At 40.8% G+C, this 23,165-nt stretch carries 5 protein-coding genes; all 5 read left to right on the forward strand.

From position 1 onward, the window contains the following. Positions 1-17 precede the first annotated feature (17 nt). Genes AC1TO9_RS03275 through AC1TO9_RS03295 form a run of 5 tightly spaced genes read left to right on the forward strand, consistent with a single transcriptional unit; the run spans position 18 to position 23,163 of the window. Complete coding sequence (locus AC1TO9_RS03275; protein WP_482058305.1) at positions 18-16,619, forward strand: amino acid adenylation domain-containing protein; 16,602 nt, start codon at positions 18-20, stop codon at positions 16,617-16,619. Beyond that, positions 16,612-20,805, forward strand: coding sequence for a non-ribosomal peptide synthetase (locus AC1TO9_RS03280; protein ID WP_482058306.1), 4,194 nt, complete (start codon positions 16,612-16,614; stop codon positions 20,803-20,805). Before AC1TO9_RS03275 ends, AC1TO9_RS03280 begins: the two co-directional genes overlap by 8 nt. 2 nt (positions 20,806-20,807) lie before the next feature. Beyond that, positions 20,808-21,059 (forward strand): phosphopantetheine-binding protein, encoded by a 252-nt coding sequence (locus AC1TO9_RS03285; protein WP_482055114.1) that lies wholly within the window; start codon positions 20,808-20,810, stop codon positions 21,057-21,059. Then, positions 21,059-22,207 (forward strand): acyl-CoA dehydrogenase family protein, encoded by a 1,149-nt coding sequence (locus AC1TO9_RS03290; protein WP_482058307.1) that lies wholly within the window; start codon positions 21,059-21,061, stop codon positions 22,205-22,207. The genes AC1TO9_RS03285 and AC1TO9_RS03290 overlap by 1 nt, the downstream gene beginning before the upstream one ends. Next, positions 22,204-23,163 (forward strand): ACP S-malonyltransferase, encoded by a 960-nt coding sequence (locus AC1TO9_RS03295; RefSeq protein WP_482058308.1) that lies wholly within the window; start codon positions 22,204-22,206, stop codon positions 23,161-23,163. Before AC1TO9_RS03290 ends, AC1TO9_RS03295 begins: the two co-directional genes overlap by 4 nt. Positions 23,164-23,165: the final 2 nt, after the last annotated feature.

Consider the following 23,165-nt stretch of genomic DNA (forward strand, 5'->3'; position numbering starts at 1 on the left):
TCGGAGGAGGTAAGATTGTGATAACAAAAAGAGTGGAATTATCAGAAACTCAGAAAGGCATTTACTTTGACTGCCAAATCGATAATCCTATATCCTATAATATATCTGCAACTCTATTGATTGAAGACTTACAGGAGAAACACTTTGAGGCAGCTTTGAAATTATTAATTGGAGAACAAGAAGCCTTACGAAGTAGTCTCGAAATGGTGAATGATTTACCCTTTTTGGCTATTCATGACCAAATTCCCTATGAATTAATACAGCAAGATCTTTCAGGTCAAGTCGAGCTGAAAGATGAATCATTAAGCGGAATTACTATGATAGAATGCAGTACGGCGTTTGATTTTACCGTGGCTCCTTTATTTCGTACTAGATTGATCAAATTGGATGATGATAAGCATCTATTTATAATCTGCATCCACCATATTATCTCCGATGGTTTATCCTTGGAAATCTTCAAGGCGAAATTACTTGATTATTACTCCAGGTTGGTAAACAAGAAACAAATTGTTTTGAAACAGGATACAGGTTTTTCTGAATTCATTGAGCGGGAAAATACTAAACTCTTGAATGGAAAGTATAGCAATCAAAAAGAATATTGGTTGGAAAAAATGAGAGGCTCGGAGCCGCTGGTCTTACAACCGGATTATTCAGTAAGACACAAAGATCAAGGCATTAGTAAAGAAAAACGTTTTGAAATACCCAGCGATATGATTAAAGCTGTTCATAATCTGTCTATGGACCAAGAAGTAACTGATTTCATGTTTTTTATTGCAGCTTTTACTGTGCTTATGAATCAGTATACGCGCAATGATGATATCATCTTCTCTTCTCCCTTTGCCTATCGCCCTAGCTTTGATCTGGAAGAAACCATGGGTTGTTTTGTCCATATGTTGCCTATGCGTTTCAACATTGAGAGTGATAGTTGCTTCACTTCTATTCTGCAGCAGGTTTCCCAAGAATTAATTCAAGTATATAAGAATATTGGATATCCTAATAATTTGATTGTGCGAGACAGTCAATTGGTATCCATGCCCGGATCGCCTTCGATTTTTGATGTGTCTTTTGTCTATGATATTTATGAAGAAACAGAAGATAACAATCTCAAAATAGAAATTCTAGATCAGGATATAGTGACTTTTCCGGGGAGCTTGATGGTAGTTTTAAATAAAACTCCGAATGAGGACATGATTAAAATTCAATACAAGTCAGGAATCTTTTCTGATGAAATGATAGAGTTGCTGGGACGTAGATTTCTGAAGCTTCTTGAAGTCTTAATACAAAATGTTAATATCCAAATCGGACAGATTGATCTGTTGTTAGAGAATGAGAAGAAATGTATATTACATGATTTCAATGCTACTTCGTACTTCCCCTACCAGCCACAGCATATTATTGATGTGCTCCATTCCAAAGTCATCAAGCATCCGGAATATATCGCGCTGATTGAAGGGGAGAAAAAAGAAACCTATGCTTCTGTGAATGCCAAAGCAAATCAGTTAGCCAGAAAAATTGTTGAAAAAAAAGGAAAATCCAATGAAGCCATTGGTGTTCAAATGCACCGTTCGATGGATTTGGTAATTAGTTTATTGGCGATACTCAAGGCGGGTTGTGCGTATGTGCCTATAGATCCCTCTTATCCCGCGGCAAGAAAAAAATATATTTTTGAAGATGCGGACATTAAACTTCTTATAACATCGTCAGAGTGCGAATATATAGAAGATTGGAGTGTGGATTTTCTTATTATTGATGATCCTGAAACCTATAGCGGTGATGATAGTAATCTGGCAGGGGAACTGGATCCCTTCAGTTTGGCTTATATTATGTACACATCCGGTTCAACAGGCAAACCAAAGGGAGTTATGGTAGAGAATCATAGTGTAGTGAATACATTAATGGATTTGGAAAGACGCTTCCCTCTAGGAAAGGAAGATGTGTATCTCCTCAAAACATCCTTTACCTTTGATGTTTCCGCGACAGAGTTCTTCGGATGGTTTATAGGGGAAGGTGCATTATTGGTATTAGAGCCAGATGGGGAGAAAAATCCTCAATTAATTTTAAACGAAATCAGCAAACATGCTGTAACTCATATTAATTTTGTTCCGACGATGTTTAGGCTCTTTCTGGAGTTATTTGATATGGACGATAATCTGGAAAAGTTAAATCCACTTAAATGGATATTTGTGGGCGGAGAAGCTGTAACACCGGATATTTTGCAGAAATTTAATGCGCTTCAGACAAACATCAGCTTGGAAAATGTATACGGACCTACAGAATGTACCATTTGGGTCTCTCACTACTCCCTTAAGGATTACAATGGAGCAGCAAATGTTCCCATTGGACAGCCACTTAATGAATCTCGTTGGTACGTGGTTGGGGACCATGATAATTTGCAACCGATTGGTATTCCAGGAGAGCTTTGTTTGAGCGGTGTGGGTTTAGCTCGGGGATACCTGAATATGGTTGAATTGACGAAAGAAAAGTTTGTGCCGAATCCCTTTTTTGAGGAAGGAATAGATCCAGAATGCTATCGATATATGTATCGCACGGGAGACCTTGTTCGCTGGCTTCCAAGTGGGACTATTGAGTATTTAGGACGAATTGATTTTCAGGTCAAGGTGCGGGGTGTTCGTCTGGAAGTGGGAGAAATTGAAAATATGTTGTCTGAGTACGAGGGAATTGTTCAGGCAGTAGTTGTTGTTAAAAAACAAGAGGGGAGACCAGGAGTTCTCTGTGCTTATTATCTCTCGGAGAATGAAATCCCTGTGTCAGAGCTTAAAGATCATTTATCAAATTCATTACCTACATATATGATCCCCTCGTTCTATGTACATAAAACAGAGCTGCCTCATAATAATAGCGGGAAAATTGATAGAAATGCACTTATTACAGATTTGGCATTTATAAAAGAAACATCTTCAGAGTATGTATCTCCAAGAACAGAATTGGAGAGTAAGATTGCAACCGTATGGCAAGAGGTGCTATCGGTTCCCCAAGTTGGGTTAGATGATAATTTCTTTGATATCGGAGGGAATTCCTTATCACTGATCCAAGTTCACAATAAACTCAGAAAATTGGTTGATCTTGAATTTACTATCACACTATTCTTCCAATCACCGACTGTCCGTTTACTTGCAGAGTACTTTTCTAAGACGGAGACGGAAGTGATTGGCAATAGAGAAGCCTATTTTAAAAGAAACAAAAAAATCGTACGCCAAGATATAGCGATTATAGGAATGTCAGTGCATGTTCCTGGAGCTGAGAATATCTTTGATTTTTGGGATAATTTGAAAAACGAAAAGGAAAGCATTCACTTTTATCAAGACGATGAATTAATGGAGCTGGGCATTGATACTGATCTTTTGAATTCGCCAAATTATGTGAAGGCAAAAGGTAGGCTTCAAGGCGTTGATTATTTTGATCCCCAATTTTTTGGTTACACACCGGGGGAAGTTCGGATGATGTCACCTCAATTACGTTTGCTCTACCAGGGTACATGGGAAGCGCTCGAAGATGCCGGTTATTTCCCCAACTCTGAATCCTCCAAAATCGGTATGTTTATGGGCGGTTCCGATGATTTTGAGTGGTACAAGCATGTGCTATTCGGGGACAACGACTTTAGTAATAAATATCAGGCTTTTACGCTCAGCACCAATCACTTTTTAGCAAGCAGGGTCTCTTATAAATTGGATATTAAAGGGCCTGTATTCTCAGCACTTACTGGATGCTCCACTACGTTGGTGACACCGCACTTAGCCTGCCAATCCTTGATATTAGGGGAATGTGATCTGGCTGTAGCAGGCGGCATTACGATCGAACTTCCCAATGATGGGGGTTACTTGTATGAAGACGGCATGATGTTCTCACCGGATGGACATTGCCGACCGTTTGATTCTAAAGCTCAAGGCACCGTTTTCTCTAATGGTATGGGGCTTGTTGTATTGAAAAGATTGGATGAAGCCTTGGATGATGGTGACCAAATTTATGCCATTATTAAAGGTTCTGCTATTAATAATGATGGGAATCAAAAGGTAGGTTTTCTGGCACCAAGCGTGACAGGTCAAACCGAAGTCATTCAAGAGGCCTATCGTGTGGCGGGAATCGATCCGGAGACTGTTAGTTACGTTGAAGCTCATGGAACGGGAACATTACTCGGCGATCCGATAGAGGTTGAATCCTTAACGAAGGCTTTTGCATCTGATAAAAAACAATTCTGTCTCCTAGGTTCTGTAAAAGGAAATGTCGGACATACGGATACGGCAGCCGGTGTGGTAGGCCTTGCGAAAGTGGCGCTTAGTCTAAAGCATAAATATATTCCTGGAACCGTGAACTACCAAGAGCCGAATCCGAAAATTGATTTTAAAAACACTCCTTTTATGGTTAAAGAACATGGAACTGAATGGGGTAAGGAACCGGTAACAAAAGGTTTGTTACGTGCCGGAATCAACTCCTTCGGTGTTGGTGGAACGAATGCTCATATGGTACTGGAAGAGCCGCCGGCCACTAGAGGAAGTAGTCCTGATGAACAAGTGAATTTACTTCCATTCTCTGCCAAAAGCGCTGAGGCATTAATGAAAACTTCGAAAAAGGTAGTAGAATATCTGCTTGAGAATCCGGGAACTCGTCTGTCTGATGCAGCTTGGACGTTGCAAGTGGGCAGAATGCCATTCCCTTATCGAAGCACGTTAGTTATTAATGAAGAGTTCTTGAAAGAGCCGGAAAGAATGCTTAAGAATCTAAGTGATACTGCCTTATATGAAGTGAAAGATTCTAATAGAAAGGTGTATTTTATGTTCCCCGGACAGGGGAGCCAATATCAGGGAATGGGTCGTGACCTTTATAATTCAGCGGATCGAAGTGCGATGTCCAAGATTTTCAAACGTCATATCGACCAAGTATTTGACCTATTGAAAGAAGAGGAACGTGTAGAGTTTAAAGAGTTAATCTATGGGGATCAGCACCAACATAAAATTAATCAAACTGAATACAGCCAATTCGCATTATTTGCTACCAGTTATGCATTGGCTAAGACATTAATTGAATTAGGTATTCAACCAGCAGGTATGATTGGTCATAGTATTGGGGAGGTCACTGCAGCCGCTGTTGCCGGTGTATTTGCTCTGAAGGATGCAGTCGAAATCGTAAGGATTCGCGGTCAGGTTATGCAGAAACAGGAACCCGGAGTTATGCTGGCGGTCATGGCCGATGCCCGGGAAGTGGAGAAAGAGCTTGAACCGAATGTCTGGCTGGCATTGGAGAACACGACCCGCAGTTGTGTTGTTGGAGGAAGTGAACAGGCGATTGTTCATTTTGAACGGAAATTAGAGGAGCTTGGCTTGAAGTTTGTAAGAGTTAAGACCTCACATGCCTTCCATACGCCGATGATGGAACAAGCAGCCAAAGAGTTTCAACAAATCATTTCCCAATACCCTATGAACGAACCCCTAATACCGATTGTTTCCAATACAAGCGGAACATGGGTTCAGGAAAAGGACATGACAAATCCTGAATATTGGTCCAAACATATTTTGAAAACGGTCAAGTTCTCTAAAAATTTGTCTGAAGTACTCAAAAATAAAGATGATGTTTTTATTGAGGTAGGGGCTGGTCGGACATTAAGTACGTTCGCCAGACAACATGAATCCAGAGCGGACGGGCAGCACTTTATTAATTTGATTCGTCATCCGCAAGAAAATGAAAATGATGTAGAATATATAAATAAAAAATTTGGAGAGATTTGGTGTGCAGGTATTCAAGTGGATTGGGTTGCTTTAAAGGGCTCCTCTGTTCGTCAGCGCCTATCTCTGCCGACTTATGTATTCGATAAGGTCCATTTTCCTATTCATATCCAGACGGACTCTGTGCAAAAATCGGCATTCAACGGACACGACATCTCAGATACTAAGCTTTCTATTCCCTTGAGGTCCATACCTTTCCAAAGTAAAAGCGGTTTGGAGCATACTGTTGTTGAAGCATACAAAACTGTTTTCGGATTTGATACCGTTAGTGTCGATCAGAACTTTTTTACGCTAGGTGGAGACTCCCTTAAGGCAGTAAGTCTATCTTCTGCTATTAAAAATGTATTGGGCATAAAAGTAGAGATCGCCGATTTATTCAAGTATCCATCACCTGACGCTTTAGCATCCTTTTTAAGTGAAACTGAAGTTAGTAAATCTAATGATATGAGCATTAGACCTGCAGCGAAAATGGACGGGTATACCCTGTCATCGGCTCAAAGTCGGATGTTTGCACTTTCATTATTGGATAAAGAGAATGTCGCTTATAATCTTCCATCCGCCACAATGATCAGAGGTCCGTTGGACAAAGGAAGAGTAGAACAGGCCTTGGATAAATTGATACAACGACATGAGTCTTTAAGAACTACTTTCAGAATCAGAGACAATCAACCAGTACAGATTATTCATTCAACAGCGAGAGTTCCAATTACCTATTCAGACAAGACCGTCTCCAGCCACGAGGATATCCGTCAACTAATATATGATTTCATTAAACCTTTTGATCTCGAAAAGGCTCCATTGTTTAGAGTTGAGCTCATCAACACCGGTGTGGATAGCTACTTGCTTCTCTTTGATCTCCATCACATTATTGCGGATGGCACTTCTGTGGAAATTATAACAAGAGACTTTAATGATCTTTATTTCGGTGAACTCGCTCCTGCTAAGATTCAGTACAAGGATTTTGCTGTCTGGCAGAGGGATTACCTTAAATCGCAAGAAATTGAGGAACAAAGAGAGTTTTGGCTACAACAACTTGGTGATAATTTGCCTACCCTTGAATTGCCATTAGACTTTAAGCGACCACCTGTGAAGGATTTTGCAGGTAGTAGGATTTATTTTGATCTGGATAGACAATTAACATCTAAACTCGTTGAATTGGCTCAAACCTCAGAAGCCACACTCTTTATGATTATGTTAAGTGCTTGGAATATCCTCTTAGCCAGATATTCGGGTCAAGAAGACATTATTGTAGGGACTCCAGTTGCTGGCAGAACTCAGGAGGAGATAGAAGAAACTGTAGGAATGTTTGTTAATATGCTGGCGATGAGAAATCATCCGGAGAACGGCAAGAGATTCATTGATTTCTTAAATGAGGTGAAGGAGAATTCCTTAAAGGCATTTGAGAACCAAAATTATCAATTTGATGAGTTGGTTGAACAGCTGAACCTCAAACGGGAATTAAGCCGTAACCCACTATTTGATGTGTGCTTCGATTTTCAGAATATGGAAGTTTATGATCTGGAAATTAACGAAATCCGCTTCACACCATATTCCTTCGAGACGAATTCTGCTGCTTATGACCTTGTTCTGACTTGCCAGGAAAACAAGAAAGATCAGGTTATAACAGGATTTATTGAATACTCAACGGGCTTATTTAAAAAAGAAACGGTGGAACGGATGGCTCAGCACTTCCGGGAAATTCTAATCCATATTACCCAAGAGAAAGACGTAGGGATTTCCGACATAGGCCTTCTTCCTCAAGCTGAGAAACAATTCATCCTGAAGGAATTCAACAATAAGACAACTCTTGAGTTTAATGAAACTTTGCTCATTCAGGAGATGTTCGAGCACAATGTGCAGGCTATCCCTGATAAAACGGCATTAATTGTATCAAGCGGCAAAAAACTAACTTATCGGGAGTTAAATGATCACGCCAATGCGCTAGCCTTGCGCTTAATTGAATTGGGTATTCACAAAGACTCTCTTGTCGGAATAATGCCCCGTAGAGATGAATATTTGTTAATTTCTATCCTTGGCGTATTAAAGGCAGGGGGAGCGTATGTCCCTATTGATCCGGGATTTCCTGAAGAGAGAATTGCTTATATGCTTGCGGAATGCGAAATTAGCACATTAATTTGTTCTCGAGAGTACCGGGATATGATTAATTTTGCAGGTACAGTAATTGATTGTGAATCTCTAAATCGCCCCCTCAAATCAACCATTAATCCCTCACAAGGGGGAAATAAGAACAGCTTGGCTTGTGTCATATTCACTTCCGGTTCAACTGGGAGACCGAAAGGAGTATTAATTAATCAAGGCTCTGTAGTTAACTTCATTCATGACATAAAGAACAGAGAGATTTTTCAGAATCACGATGACAGAATGATCAGCGTCACAACACTGTCTTTCGATATTTTTGGATTTGAATCATTGGTTCCTTTATGCACAGGTCATTCTATTTATTTGGCAGATGAAAATGAACAGCTGGACCCTTCCTTGGCCAATCAAAAGATCATTGAACACAAAGTCACCCATATTTTAAGTACCGTCTCGCGGATTAAAGCCTTTGTCGAGAACCCTGATTTTGATCAGGCCTTGAAACAGCTGAAGTGCATCTTAAGTGGTGGCGAAAATTACCCAGTAAAATTATTGCATGATTTGCAAAAGAGATCCCAAGCAAGAATCTTTAATATGTACGGTCCGACAGAAACAACGATTTGGTCAACTACAAAGGAACTTACTCATTCCAGTACGATTAACATCGGACAGCCCATTGCTAATACTCAAGCCTACATCATGAATACAGTCGGCAAACTGCAGCCGATCGGTGTATATGGAGAGCTATATCTTGCTGGTCACGGCCTTGCCCGTGGTTATTTAAATAATCCCGAGGAAACGAAGGAAAAATTTATTGAAGTCTCTGATCTTCCTGGAACCCTTCTTTATAAAACAGGTGATCGGGCCAGACTTCTTGACAATGGTGAAATAGAACTGTTAGGCAGACTGGACTCTCAGATTAAGATACGCGGCTACAGAATCGAATTAACTGAAATTGAAAAAGTGGTTTTGAGCCATGAGAATATTCGGCAAGCCGTACTTACCGTAATAGATGACAAAAGGAATAACAAACAGCTTGTATTGCATTATTGCACAAAAAGAGAGATTGAGCTCTCCAGCGAAGATAGTACATGGCTGAAAGGCTGGCTAAGGGAATGTCTGCCTCATTATATGGTACCTTCCTACTTCATAGATTTAGATGAGATGCCTGTCCTGCCTAATGGGAAAATAAATAGAAATGCTCTGATTCTCCCACAAGAAACAAGTAGACCAACTGAGGTGCAAGTAACACCACCTTCATCAGAATTGGAGAGAGCATTACTGGAGGTCTGGAAAGAAGTATTGAGTGTTGAGCGCCTCAGTGTTCGGGATAATTTTTTCGATGTGGGTGGAAACTCTCTGGGATTAATTTTGATAAATAATAAACTGAACTTGCTTATTGGACGGTCAATTCCTTTAATGCAGCTGTTCCAGCATCCAACCATTGAATCTTTGGTCAAGAGTTTGAGTGTTCCAACAGGGGAATCAAGTGAGGGTAGGCTACCCAAGATTGTTTCGAACTCTGAACCGGATTCAACGGACATAGCCGTTATAGGGATGTCATGTAAATTCCCCGGGGCGGATGATTTGGATTCATTCTGGAAAAATATAGTTTCCGGAAAGGAATCCATCACCCACTTTGATAATGAGGAATTGTTGGAATCCGGAGTTGATCCTGAATTGTTGTCGAATCCGAATTATGTAAAGGCTAAAGGTTTTCTAGAGGGAATTGAGTACTTTGATTCTGAATTCTTTGATTATCCTTATCAGGAATCTAATATGATGGACCCCCAAATCCGGATTCTTCATCAATGCGTCTGGGATGCTTTGGAACATGGAGGTTATAATTCCTCTGCCTATAAAGGAAGAATAGGATTATTCGCCGGCAGTGGTTCCAGCTTGCCTTGGATGACCCGGTTTTTAGGGAAGCAGCAGGACTTTTTAAGTGTTTTTGAAGCCCTGACCTTAAACGAAAAGGATTATCTGACAACAAGAGTGTCTTATAAACTTAATTTGAAGGGACCCAGCTTTAATATCCAAACGGCTTGCTCCACATCTTTGGTAGCGATTCACCAGGCTGTCCAGTCTTTAATTAGCGGAGAATCTGATATGGCCATAGCTGGTGGAGTATCTATTTCTTATCCGCGAAAAGAAGGGTATCTCTGGCATGAAGGCATGATTTTATCCAAAGATGGCCATTGCAGCCCATTCGCCGAAGATTCCTCAGGAACAGTATCGGGAAATGGATGCGGAATTGTATTGCTGAAACCACTTGCTGCTGCAATAAGGGACGGGGATAAAGTCTATGCGGTAATTAAAGGCTCAGCCATTAATAATGATGGGATTGAGAAAATCGGTTATACAGCACCGAGTGTAGCTGGACAAGCCTTTGTAATTGATGCCTCGCTTAAAAAGGCAGGTATGGATCCAGAGGACATTAACTATCTCGAAGCTCATGGAACTGGAACGAAGTTAGGTGATCCCATCGAAATCGCAGCACTCAAGCAAGCATGGAATACCGATAAAAAGGGATATTGTGCCATAGGATCTGTTAAGGCGAATATTGGTCACTTGGATGCTGCGGCAGGTGTAGCCGGTTTTATTAAGACCGTGTTGTCACTGTATCATAGAACGATTCCTCCTCTTATTAATTATAATGAGGCTAATCCAATGATTGATTTTGACAACAGTCCGTTCTATATCAACACAGAAGCGAAGTATGTCACAGAAACTGATACAACCTTAAGAGCGGGAGTGAGTTCTTTTGGAATAGGGGGAACTAATGTTCACGTTATTCTGGAACAACCGCCTCTGGAGCAGCCAATGAGCAGTTTAGCTGACACGGTAAATGTGCTGCCGTTCTCCGCAAGAAGCCAAACAGCATTAGCCAATACTTCGGAAGCAGTACTGAACTACTTGGAGAACACCAAGGCTCTTAATCTTTCAGATGTAGGATGGACGTTACAGGATGGACGAAAAGCATTTGAATACAGAAAAGTATTGGTAGTGAACAACTCTTCATTTAATAAAGAGCAAAACAATATTGCCGGGTTCTTGAATCACCCCGGACAGAGAATACCGGACATTAAAAAATCTGTAATTTTCATGTTTTCGGGAGAGGAAAGCTGCTATCAAGGGATGGCTCGCGGCCTGTATTTCTCAGATCATAGAAGCAGAATCTCAGAGGTATTTGGACATTATATGGACCATGTTCTGTCATTCTTGCAAGAAGATGAACGCGTGAATTTCCTAAAAATATTGTCCGGCGGTGTAGTTCAATCGGAGATCAATTCAACGGGATATAACCAACTCCTTTCATTCACGATAGGTTACTCACTAGCGAAAACCCTGATTCAGACAGGTGTAGTTCCTAATGGAGTGCTGGGACAAAATATTGGAGAAATATGCGCCAACACCGTTGCTGGAGTTCTGGAACTGGAAGATGCCATTGATCTGGTAAGAAAATACAAGGGATGGCTGCAACATGAGGAGACAGGTTCATTGATCGCTGCAACTGCAGAAGTGAATATCTCCCAATATAAGCATAATCAGCCTTGGGTGCAGCTGGTTTCAGATGAAGATGGAAGCCTTGAAAAAGTATTGGCAGATAAGAATTCTATATTTATCGAAGTAGGCGCTGGAAATGGGCTGCAAGCATTACTTGCACAACACTCAGATGGGGAAGAAGCTGTACAGCTGATTCGTCATTTCGCAGAAGAACAGGATGATTTGGTATATTTCATTCAAATACTTGGACAACTCTGGTGTGCGGGTGTAGATCTGGATTGGAATATGTTAAAGGGAGAATCCTTCAGAAAACGGGTTCCTTTACCTACTTATGTTTTTGATAAGAAATTTCATGAGAATGATGTATCCTTATACGATTTTGCTAGCAGGGCACATGATGGCAGTTCTCATGACAACACTTCTCGGGCACAAGTTAAAGAGGATTATTCTGAGAAGAACCCTGAGGAAATGGTCATTCAGCAGTTATCCGGTATCTGGCATGAAATATTGGGTTGTGATGAGGTTCGTTCCGAGGATGACTTCTTTGCGCTTGGAGGACATTCACTAAAAGCTATTTCCTTAGCTGCACAAATACAAAAGAGTTTCGATGTTGAAATGCCGTTAACAGAAATCTTTGCCCGCTCTGTTTTTAATCAAATGGTAGAGTGGTTATTGTCAAACGTCCATGAACAAACAGCACAGAGCATTCTACCAGTTCAGAAGAAAAGTCAATATGAAGTCTCTTCTGCGCAAAAGCGAATGTATGTAGTCAATGAAATGATCGGCAATGCTGTCCCTTATAATCTTGCTTCCATCTATCTGGTACATGGTTTAGTCGATCGGGAAAAGCTTGTAAAGGTTATTGACGAACTTGTGCACAGACATGAATCGTTAAGAACTAGATTTCACATGATCGAGGGAGAAGTCGTACAAATTATCGAGGAGGATGTTGCGTCCATCGTTGAATTTGGGACTGCCGCTGAGGATCAGATTGAATCTGAAGTACAAAGTTATATTAGACCCTTCGATTTGTCGAAAGCACCTTTATTGAGAATAAAGTTAATCAGCATCCATTCAGAAAAGCATGTTCTTTTCATTGATATGCATCATATTATCTCTGACCAAAGCTCTATTGCGATCTTGCTACAGGAGTTTGCTGTCTTATATCGTGGAGAGAAGTTAAATCCGCTTGACCTTCAATATAAGGATTTCGCAGCCTGGCAGAATGAAATATTTAAGAGTAAAGAAATTGAAAAACAAATGGTGTACTGGAAGGATGAATTTACTGGGGAAATTCCAAAGCTTAACATGCTGACAGACTTTAGAAGACCCCGTATTCAGACATTCGAAGGTGATCGTGTTCCACTCGAAATGGGTGAAGAGCTCAGTGCCAAAATGAATATTTTAAGCAGAGAACATGGTTTAACTCCGTACATGGTTCTTATGGCAGCTCTAAAGCTAGTCTTGTGGAAGTATACAGGACAAAATGATCTGGTTGTAGGAACAGGTATTGCGGGACGACGCCATGCGGATCTTGATTCCATAGTGGGAATGTTTGTGAACACGCTGGCAATAAGAACACAAACCAATGAAGAATCAACCGTTTCTGAACATCTGCAGTATATGAAAGAAAAAATGATCAAGGCCTATGAAAATCAGGATTGCCAATATGAGATGTTAGTTGAAATGCTGGAGATTGAGAAAGACATGGCCAGGAACCCGCTTTTTGATGTAGTGATTAATTACATTAATATGGGGACTGAAGAACTGTCCATAGGCGATTTGAAACTTACACCTTGGCCGATGGCAAAAATAGATTGCAAATTTGATATTACATGGACCATTCAGGATAAGGATGGAAGTTATTATTCAGATATTGAGTATAACACCGCTCTTTTTACACGCGAGAGCATGGAGTCTTTCGGGAATAGACTTCTGTACATGTTGAGGCTCATCACAGTTGAACCTGCACGGAAGCTGAGCGAACTCTCCATCATGACTCCGGAAGAGAAAAAGTGGATATTGCAGGATCTAAATCAGACTGTGACAGACTTTCCAAGAGACAAAACCATTATTCAGCTTTTCGAAGAACAAGTAGAACAAAACGGAGATCGAATAGCCATCATCTGGGGGAACGAAGAAATTAGCTATATTGATTTGAATCATAGAGCCAATAGACTCGCAGAGCAGCTTGCTAAGCACAATGTAAAATGCGGCGATAGAATCGCTATTTTACTAAGACGGGGTCCATTGCAGATTATAAGTATTCTGGGGATACAGAAATCCGGTTGTGTCTATGTACCGATCGATCCTGAATACCCAGATTATCGTGTTAATTTCATTCTAGAAGATAGCGGTTCTTGCTTGTTGCTAACTCAATCAGAGCTTCTATCGAGTATTACTCATATGATTCCTGCACTTTTAGTGGATATTGAGCCGGACTTGCTGAAATCTAGTGAACATATAACTATAACAATGAATCGTCCCTTTCCATCTGCTCGTGCTGAAGATCCAACTTATATTATGTACACATCAGGATCGACAGGCACGCCCAAGGGAACTCTCATTAGTCATCGGAATGTAATCCGTGTAGCCAAGGAAACCAACTTTATTACGATTGAACCAACGGACAGGCTCTTACAACTATCCAATTATGTATTTGACGGATCCGTATTTGATATCTTTGGTGCCCTGCTTAACGGAGCGTGTCTAGTTATGATCGCTAAGGAGGCTGCCATTGAGATCGCCCAATTGTCTAAGTTCATCGAACAAAAAGGAATTTCGGTGTTCTTTATTACAACTGCTCTGTTCAATATGTTGGTGGATGAGGACCTTACCTGTCTGAAAAATGTTCGTAAGATTGTATTTGGCGGGGAGGCAGCTTCGCTAATTCATGCACGGAAAGCATTGGAGGTACTGGGGCCGAACAAGATTATAAATGGTTATGGGCCTACGGAATCAACGTTCTTTGCAACGTACTACCCTATTGATGAAATAGGGGAGAATGCACATTTTATACCTATTGGTACTGCTCTATCCAATACAACTCTCTATATTCTTGATGCACAAGGTCAGCCTGTCCCCCCCAATGTTCCCGGTGAACTTTATATTGGAGGCGATGGGGTGGGCATAGGTTATCTGAACAGAGATGAACTAACCAATCAGAAATTTATTCAGAATCCTTTTGAGAGCTTAGGAAAGTTGTATCGAACAGGAGATCAGGTATGGCGTATGCCTTCGGGTAATATCGGATTTATAGGACGTCGGGATTTCCAAATCAAAATCAGAGGATTTAGAGTTGAGTTAGGGGAAATTGAAGCTCGAATTAAAGATCTCTCGGGCGTTAAGGATGTAATTGTTGTATCGCAAACAGATAAGTCAGGTAGTCTCTATATTGCTGCTTACTACACTGTTAAGGGGCTAACTCTACTAGAACCAGAGCAGATTAGAGAACTTCTTATGGACAAGATACCGGATTATATGATTCCGTCACGGATGAAAAAGATGGATATCTTCCCGCTAACGCTAAATGGAAAAATTGATCGCAGAGCTCTTCCAGTTATTGAAGAATATAAAGATCAATTATCCAGCTATATTGCACCTGGAAATGAACTGGAACAAATGATTCTTACAAAAATGCAGGATATTCTCGAAAATAGCTACATTGGGATTAGAGATGACTTCTTTAGATTTGGCGGACAATCCATTAAGGCAATTGCTTTGGTTCAGTCTTTATCAAAGGAAGGTATCCCTGTAAAAGTAAATGAGATCTTCCAGTATCCCACGGTTGAAGGGCTGGCAACCCTTCCTGAAGTCAGAAAGGTATTTGCATTAGATGCTAAAAGCAAGTCAGCCACACCAGAAAAAGAAATAAACCTGAATACTGTAGCTCTTAATGAAAATCAAATAGAGTGTCTCGTAGCTCATGTCCGAAATACTTGTTCTTTGATCTCAACCATGATTGCTTCATCCAACCGGTTGGATGAATTTCCACTCTCTCCCGTTCAGGTAGCTCACGCTTCAATCGGGTCAAGTCTAAGCGGGTTTACAACCTGGATCACAGGAGAGCTGGATGAGCGGAATATACGCGAGATATTGTTTAACACGATTCGCGACAATCAACTGCTTCATTGTGTTATCAATAAAGATAAGAAAATGGTATGGAACGAATGTGACATCTCGGCTCTTCAATCGTTGATTCAGCAAAATATTCCGTACTTAGACTTACGGGAATATACTCCTGATACCAAAGAGAAAATGGTAGATCAGCTGCGCACAAAATTGTTATTATCGGACTATCTGTTAGGTGAATTACCATGGAGACTTTGCTGTCTCCGCTTAAGTCAAGATACCCATTATGTAATCTGGGGTTTTGATCATACGGCCTTTGATGGGATGAGTGCGGAAGTGATTCGTCATCAGCTGGAGCAGGCGGTTTTTTATTCACTAAATGAAGCTGAAGTTGTTCCAGCTGAATCTGCTGGAAAACTACTTCCTCAAAAATATCAAGACTATGTAGCACTGCTGGCAACAGGCCCCCAGGGAATCGGTGAAAAAGAAATAATTGACCACTATTCCTTGGAGGTCTGGAATGATAGCAATCAAATTCTGATGAAAAATCTGGATCAAATCCCAAATCGATGCAATAGAGAAATACATTTGTATATCCCGTTAGGGGATAACGATATTGAAGATCAATGGTGGAATGCATTTGATTTCATTGTGAATTTATTCATTGAATACACGGGGATTCCAGAAATTCCGATAGCGATTGTTAATTACGGCAGAAGCTACAATAACCACAATTTTTATAACTGTGTCGGTGAATTTCTGGATATCATACCTTTGGTTGTAAGGGGAAGGAATCAAGAGTTACATCCAATGGATCTTATTAAGAAGTGTCAGCTCCATTCCATTAACTTTCTCTCTTTAATATTCGATCCTGATTTATCCAAGAAGTTCTCTAAGATAGCAGACCTTTTAAATCCAGCTTATCAAGTGTTGGAGGAGCCCAAACCATTTGTTCTATTCAATTTCCAAGGGTTTGTATCTGAAGAAGAACAGGAAGCCTTTAGTAATTCACAAGGAGATGAGGATCAGAACGAATTGGCAAAAGTATTGGTCACTGTTAATTATGATGAGGAGAATTTAAAAATCATCCTTGACAGCACAATGGGTTTCAATCTGGATAAGCTTAGTCAAATCATGGAAACAGAATTAAGTCAATATTCAAATGTATTCGTTAATTATGGATTATTGGAGGCCGGAAATGACTAAGAAAGCGATCCAACATGGCAAGCCGATTGAACTTCCGAAAGAGTATGATACTTTAGCTGGAATGATGATGGTTACCGTTGAGAAATATCCTCTTAAAGGTATTACGTATGTGGACGCTGCTGGAAAGGAAGACTTTGAATCTTATCCGGCTTTGGTCGAAAATGCGCGTAAATATCTTAAAATTCTCTATCGCAAGGGACTGAAGTCAGGGGATATCGTAATGCTAGAAATCGACAACTCTAAACAATTTTATCGGACATTTTGGGCTTGCATTTTCGGGGGAATCATCGCTGCGCCAGTGAGTCAGCCGACCTCATGGGAACCCCATTCAATGGGATTGTTGAAGTTCACTAAAATATGGGAAGTGTTAAATAAACCAGTAGTATTAGTGGAAGAACAACTTCGGGCCCGGTATCAATCTTTACAGGAGGTTTCTCCTTATGAAGAGCTTCGGTTCATCTCGTTAAATGAATTAAGTGCAAATACAGATGAAATGGAAGAAATTCATTGGACCCAATCGAATGATCTTGTATTCTTACAGTTCTCCTCAGGCAGTACAGGTATCCCCAAAGGGGTACAGCTTACGAACAAAAATATAATTACAAATACTGTCTCCTGTAAAAATGGTCTTGGTACACAAGCGGATGAGATTGCTTTTACTTGGCTGCCTCACACTCATGATATGGGTCTGTTTGGTCAGCATCTAACCCCTGTAATGAGTGGAAGTGACATTATGGTGTTCTCACCGTATACCTTTATTCGCTCGCCGTATATTTTTCTGAAAAAGATAACCGAACACAAAGGGAAATGGTTCTGCTGCACGAACTTCGGATACGACTGGATGGTGCAGAAAGTACCTGACTCCAAATTATCAACGCTGGATTTGTCTTCTTTAAGATTAACGTTAAATGGGGCTGAACCGATATCCGCAACTGTGATACAAAAGTTTACTGAGAAATTTTCGAAATGTGGATTTAAACCTAACATGATGTTCCCGGCTTACGGTATGGCAGAGGCTACAGTCGGTGTTTCGATGCCTGAAATAGGGGTTTTGCCTAGGATTGAAAGGATTTATCGTTCCAAATTGACGAACGACAACCTGGCTGTTCCTGTGAAAGATGCTGACGATGAAGACTGTGTTGAATTTGTACATGAGGGATACGCAGCGGATGGAATCAGTATCCGAATTGCAGATGAGCAAGGGAATACCCTCAATGAGAACATGATCGGTGAAATTCAGATCAAGGGCGATTCCGTTACCTCAGGCTATTATAATCTTGAACATGAAACCAAAGATCTGTTCATTGACGGGTGGTTACATACAGGCGATCTTGGATTTATGGTTGATAATGGTTTGATCGTAAGCGGCAGAATTAAGGATATTATCTTTGTCCGGGGTCAAAATTTCTTTGCACATGATCTAGAGGAAGTTATATATGGTCTTGGGACGATACCACGGGGAAATATTATGCTGGTTGGACATTTTAATAGTAGGACACAACAGGAAGAATTGCTTGTCTTTGTCAAGCATAAATCAGATGTAGAGAAGTTCCTGCCTATACGTCAAAGCATCATCGACCGACTGCTGGGATTATTAGGAATAGAGACAACTCATGTTATCCCTATCAAATTAATACCCAAGACCACAAGCGGGAAGCTGCAACGGTTCCAATTGCGAAAAGGTTTCGAAAATGGGGATTTCAACGATGTTATTAATAAGATTCAAATGCATCTTGTAGATTGCAGGCAAAATGATAGACTCATCAATCTTCCTCAGAGTGAATTGGAAATATACCTTCACAACACTTGGTCTGAAATTTTGAGTATTCCTGCGCACAGAATTTCTATTGATGATACTTTTTTATCTCTAGGTGGAAATTCTATTCGAGCATACCAATTGCTAGACCTGATAGGTAAACATTTTAATAAGGAGATTGGATCAGAGGTTTTAGTCTTTTGTAAGACTATCAGAGAAATTGCCGACTATCTCCAAGCTATGCCGTCCAATAGTGAAGAATCTTCTATGGACTGGAAGACAGATAATCAACTCGATATTCACAAGGCCGTTGCCATCACAGGATTGGCTTTGAGACTTCCAAGTGCAAAAAATCAGGAGGAATTCTGGGACAATCTATCTTCGAAAAAGGATAGTATCTCTAAGATTAGCTCTAAACGAAGAGCACAAGCAGGTAAGCCGGAATGGGATGAATGGATAGGGGAGCTTGAAGAAGCAGATAAGTTTGATAATGAATTTTTCGAAATCTCTGCAGAAGAAGCCGTGTTTATGGATCCTCAACAAAGACTTCTTTTGGAAGTTTCTTATGAAGCTCTAGAGGATGCGGGTGTTATTGCGGGTTCAGAAGATGAAAAACGTAATATCGGTGTATACGTTGGGATCAGTCCGAGTACGTATTACCAGCTTGTAGTTGATTATATCGAAAAGAATGGACTGGAAAACATTCATCAAAACGCTATGGTTGGCAATATGTCCAATATTGGCGCGGCCTTGATCTCACATTTGTATAATTTCACAGGACCCGCATTAGCTATCGATACAGCATGTTCATCATTCTTAGTTGCCCTACATCACGCTGTGTCTGCGATCAGACAGAACCATATTTCCGGGGCAGTAGTTGGCGGGGCAAATGTTGTAGCAACTTCTATTGTACATTCCTTATCACGACAAGCAGGAATATGTTCTTCCACCAAGCATACTAAAGTATTCGATAAAGATGCTGATGGTTCAGTTATAGGAGAGGGAGCTGTCGTTGTTTATCTGGAACCCCTTATCCAAGCTGTAAATACAAATAAAAATATCTACGGAGTAATCCGTGGAACTGCGATTAATAATGATGGATATTCCTTGGGCATCATGGCACCTAATCCCAAGGGACAATATCAGGTTCTGGCTGATGCTTATGCAGATGCTAATCTCTCTCCGAATGAAATCAGCTATATTGAAGCACATGGATCAGGTACTACCATAGGCGATCCCATAGAGATTAGTGCATTAACTAAATTATTCTCAAAAAATGAACCGGAAGATCAGCCCCATATTGGAATAGGATCTGTAAAAACGAATATTGGCCATCTCTTTCCTGCCTCCAGTGGAGCCAGTCTTGCAAAGGTGTTACTTAGTATGAAGAACCAAAAATTAGTGCCCAGTCTGCATATGGAGGATGTTAATCCGGCATTACAGCTGGAGAAAACGCCCCTTTATATTGTTAAGGATGTGGAGGACTGGCCCACCACAAATAAGCAGACCCGGAAAGCGGGAATAAGTTCATTTGGATTAGGAGGAACCAATGCACATATCGTACTGGAGGAATGGAAAGAAAGTGTGACGGTTCCCAAAGAACAAAGCTTACATCTTTTAACCTTGTCGGCCAAAACAGAAAAAGCACTGCAGAGCATGATCAGTCGTACTGAAATTTCACTTAAAAATTCGCCGGATATGGATATTAATAATTTATGTTTTACGAGTAATCGATACAGAAAACATTACAGTTATCGTGCCGCATGCCTGATTTCAACTGCTGAACACACAGGTATACTAACTCACATAGGTAAAGGACAATTTCTGAAAAAGCGTTCGGCCAGAGTAGCTGTTATCCTTGGGGATTTGAAAAGTAGTGATGGTGGGGATGACAGCGTATTTAAAAAGGAGGCCGTTACTGCTTATCAGGAATACTTATTGGAGGTGAGTAGTACGAAAGTGAACCCGGATGTGGACGAAAACAAAAATACGGATGAATTGATATATTTAGCCTATTGGCATTCATTTATATCGAAACTACAACAAACGGGGTTAAATATCACCGAGATGAGTGGAATAGATTCAGGACAAGTTCTCGCTGATTTGTTAAATGAAGGAAGTGAAGAGAAGAACCAATCAGCTAAGTCAAATACTGCAGATATTGTACTTGGTCTGGGTATAACGGAGGATCATTTGCTAAGTATTTTGCCTGGCGAGCTCAAAAGAAAAGCGAAAGTAGTATGTTTAGAGCCTGAAGGTGAGGCCTCCTTTGAACGGAATTTGTTATCAGTCATGGGGGAATTGTATGCCGCGGGTGCAGATTTCAATTGGGATTATATTCACCCTGATGGATCAGGTAAGATCATTCACTTGCCGACCTACCCATTTGAGCAGAAGGCTTATTGGATCAATGAATTGAGAGGAGAATGATTATGAACAGAGACGAAATTATGGAGCTCATGAAAACAGAAATTGCTGCTATCTTAGGGCAGGAACCTGATGATATCGATGAGAATGTGAACTTCTTGAAAATCGGTATCTCATCCATTCAGGCACTGAAAATTATTAACCGGGCGAGAAAAAACTTGGATATAGACATTAGTCCTGTTGCCTTGTTCGAATACAAAACGATATCTGAATTTGCAGGCTACCTTAGCGAATGTCTAAATGAAAAGGTGCTTTGATGAACGAAGAGACACAGACAGCAATTATTGCGGAAGTGGAGTCTTTTGTAAATGAAGAAATTCGTCCACATGTGAACGAGTTTGAAGAACAGGGAGGTATCCCTCATGAGCTGATTAAGAAAATGGCCTCTAAGGGGTACTTAGCAGCTTCTCTTCCCGAAGAATATGGAGGTTTGGGGCTGGATCCGGTCTATTACGGCTTGTTTACTGAGGTTTTTGGTAAGGCATGTACGGCTACAAGAAGTTTGATTACCGTACAAACTTCCCTTGTAAGTGAGACCCTATTACGATTTGGCTCGGAGGAGCAAAAAGAGACGTGGCTACCGCGATTAGCTAGCGGTGAAGTCATATCTGCTTTTGGATTATCTGAGCCGGATATTGGATCGGATGCAAAAAGCATCAAGACAGCTTGGCATGAAGAGGATGATTATTATGTTCTCAATGGGACTAAGAAATGGATCACTTTCGGTCATATAGCGGATGTCTTTATCATTATTGCCTCTAACAACGGTAAGAGCACAGCATTCTTAGTCGAGAGGTCATTTCCCGGTGTTCAGACGAAACGAATCGAAGGATTATTGGCTGCACGTGCAACCTATCTTGCGGAGATCCACCTTGATAACGTCAAGGTTCCTAAAAGTAATGTGCTCGGGAAATTGAATTTCGCTTTCGAGTATGTTGTCTCCGCTGCACTTGACCAAGGGCGTTACAGCATAGCTTGGGCGGGACTAGGAATTGCGCAGGAAGCATTGGATGCAATGGTTACTTACTCTCGAAGCCGTACACAATTTGATCAAAAAATAAGCAACTTTCAACTTATCAGGGGAATGATTGGGGACGCTGTAACTAAGTTACATGCTGCAAGGGCACTTTGCTTAAGAGCTGGTGAATTACGTAAGAAAAAGCATCCGGACGCTTCCATTGAAACGACGATATCTAAATATTTCACTTCTAAAGTAGCGGTGGATGTGGCCAATGATGCCCTACAGATCCACGGTGCAAATGGATTCACCAATCAATATCCGGTGGAAAGATTGTATCGGGAAGCCAAGGTTTTAGAGATTATTGAAGGATCATCTCAAATGCAGCAGGAGATTATTTCCCATTTCGGATTAAAAAAGTATAACAAAAGGAGTAAAAAGAAATGAGATTTGCGGTGTTATTCCCGGGGCAAGGCAGTCAGTACATTGGCATGTGCAAAGATCTGATTGAAAACTTCCCCGTTGCGACTGAGGTCTTTGAAGAGGCTAACAACAGCTTGGGTTTTGATATCCGTTCTTTAATCATGAATGGACGTCTGGAAGAATTAACACGTTCAGAAAATGCTCAACCGGCGGTTGTCACAGCAAGCTACGCCTTATATCGGGTCTTTAAAGATCAATTAGGACTGACGCCTTATTGTAGTGCAGGTCATAGTTTGGGTGAGATTTCGTCGCTTATTGTTGCAGGAGCGTTGTCTTTTTCTGAGGGTGTCACATACGCCAGACAAAGGGGTGCGATCATGCAGCATGCACTTGAAGAAAAAAAGGGCGGAGCCGGTATTGTGGTTGATCTGAATGATGAGGTTCTGAACAACATCATTGATTCAATTCAGCCGAATGATTATGTGACTATATCAGGCTATAATTCCCCCAAACAATTTATTGTCGCCGGTTATCCAAGTGCGCTTCGGTCTTTGGAAAAGGAAGTAGATAAATATGGAGGGCAATTTATTCCTTTTCGGATGATGCCTATGAAAGCAGATGCTCCTTATCACACTGCTTTGATGACTTATCTAAAACCCGAGTTGGAAGAAGCCCTACAAAACCTCAAGTTCGGGCCGACAAGCTTTGATCTATGGTCGACTGTAACTGGTAAAATCATTGAATCGGCAGAATGCATTCCAGACATACTCAGCAACCAATTAGTCCTACCTGTCCAGTGGAATCAGGTTCTCTCAAGCATGCGAGATTCAGGAGTAGAGTTATTCATAGATATCGGACCGCAGCCCATTATAAGGAACCTTGTGAAAGAGAATCCTGAGCTGCCGCTCTGTATAGCGTTTGATGATGAAGAAGACCGGAAGAAACTTTATGGAATCTTGAATAAGGAGGTCATCCATTGATA

It is taken from the genome of Paenibacillus sp. Y916, from assembly GCF_056786435.1.

Excerpts from the sequence above, each read along its gene's own strand:
- AC1TO9_RS03280 (WP_482058306.1), top strand. The coding sequence starts at position 16,612 with ATGACTAAGAAAGCGATCCAACATGGCAAGCCGATTGAACTTCCGAAA.
- AC1TO9_RS03285 (WP_482055114.1), top strand. The coding sequence starts at position 20,808 with ATGAACAGAGACGAAATTATGGAGCTCATGAAAACAGAAATTGCTGCT.
- AC1TO9_RS03290 (WP_482058307.1), top strand. The coding sequence starts at position 21,059 with ATGAACGAAGAGACACAGACAGCAATTATTGCGGAAGTGGAGTCTTTT.
- AC1TO9_RS03295 (WP_482058308.1), top strand. The coding sequence starts at position 22,204 with ATGAGATTTGCGGTGTTATTCCCGGGGCAAGGCAGTCAGTACATTGGC.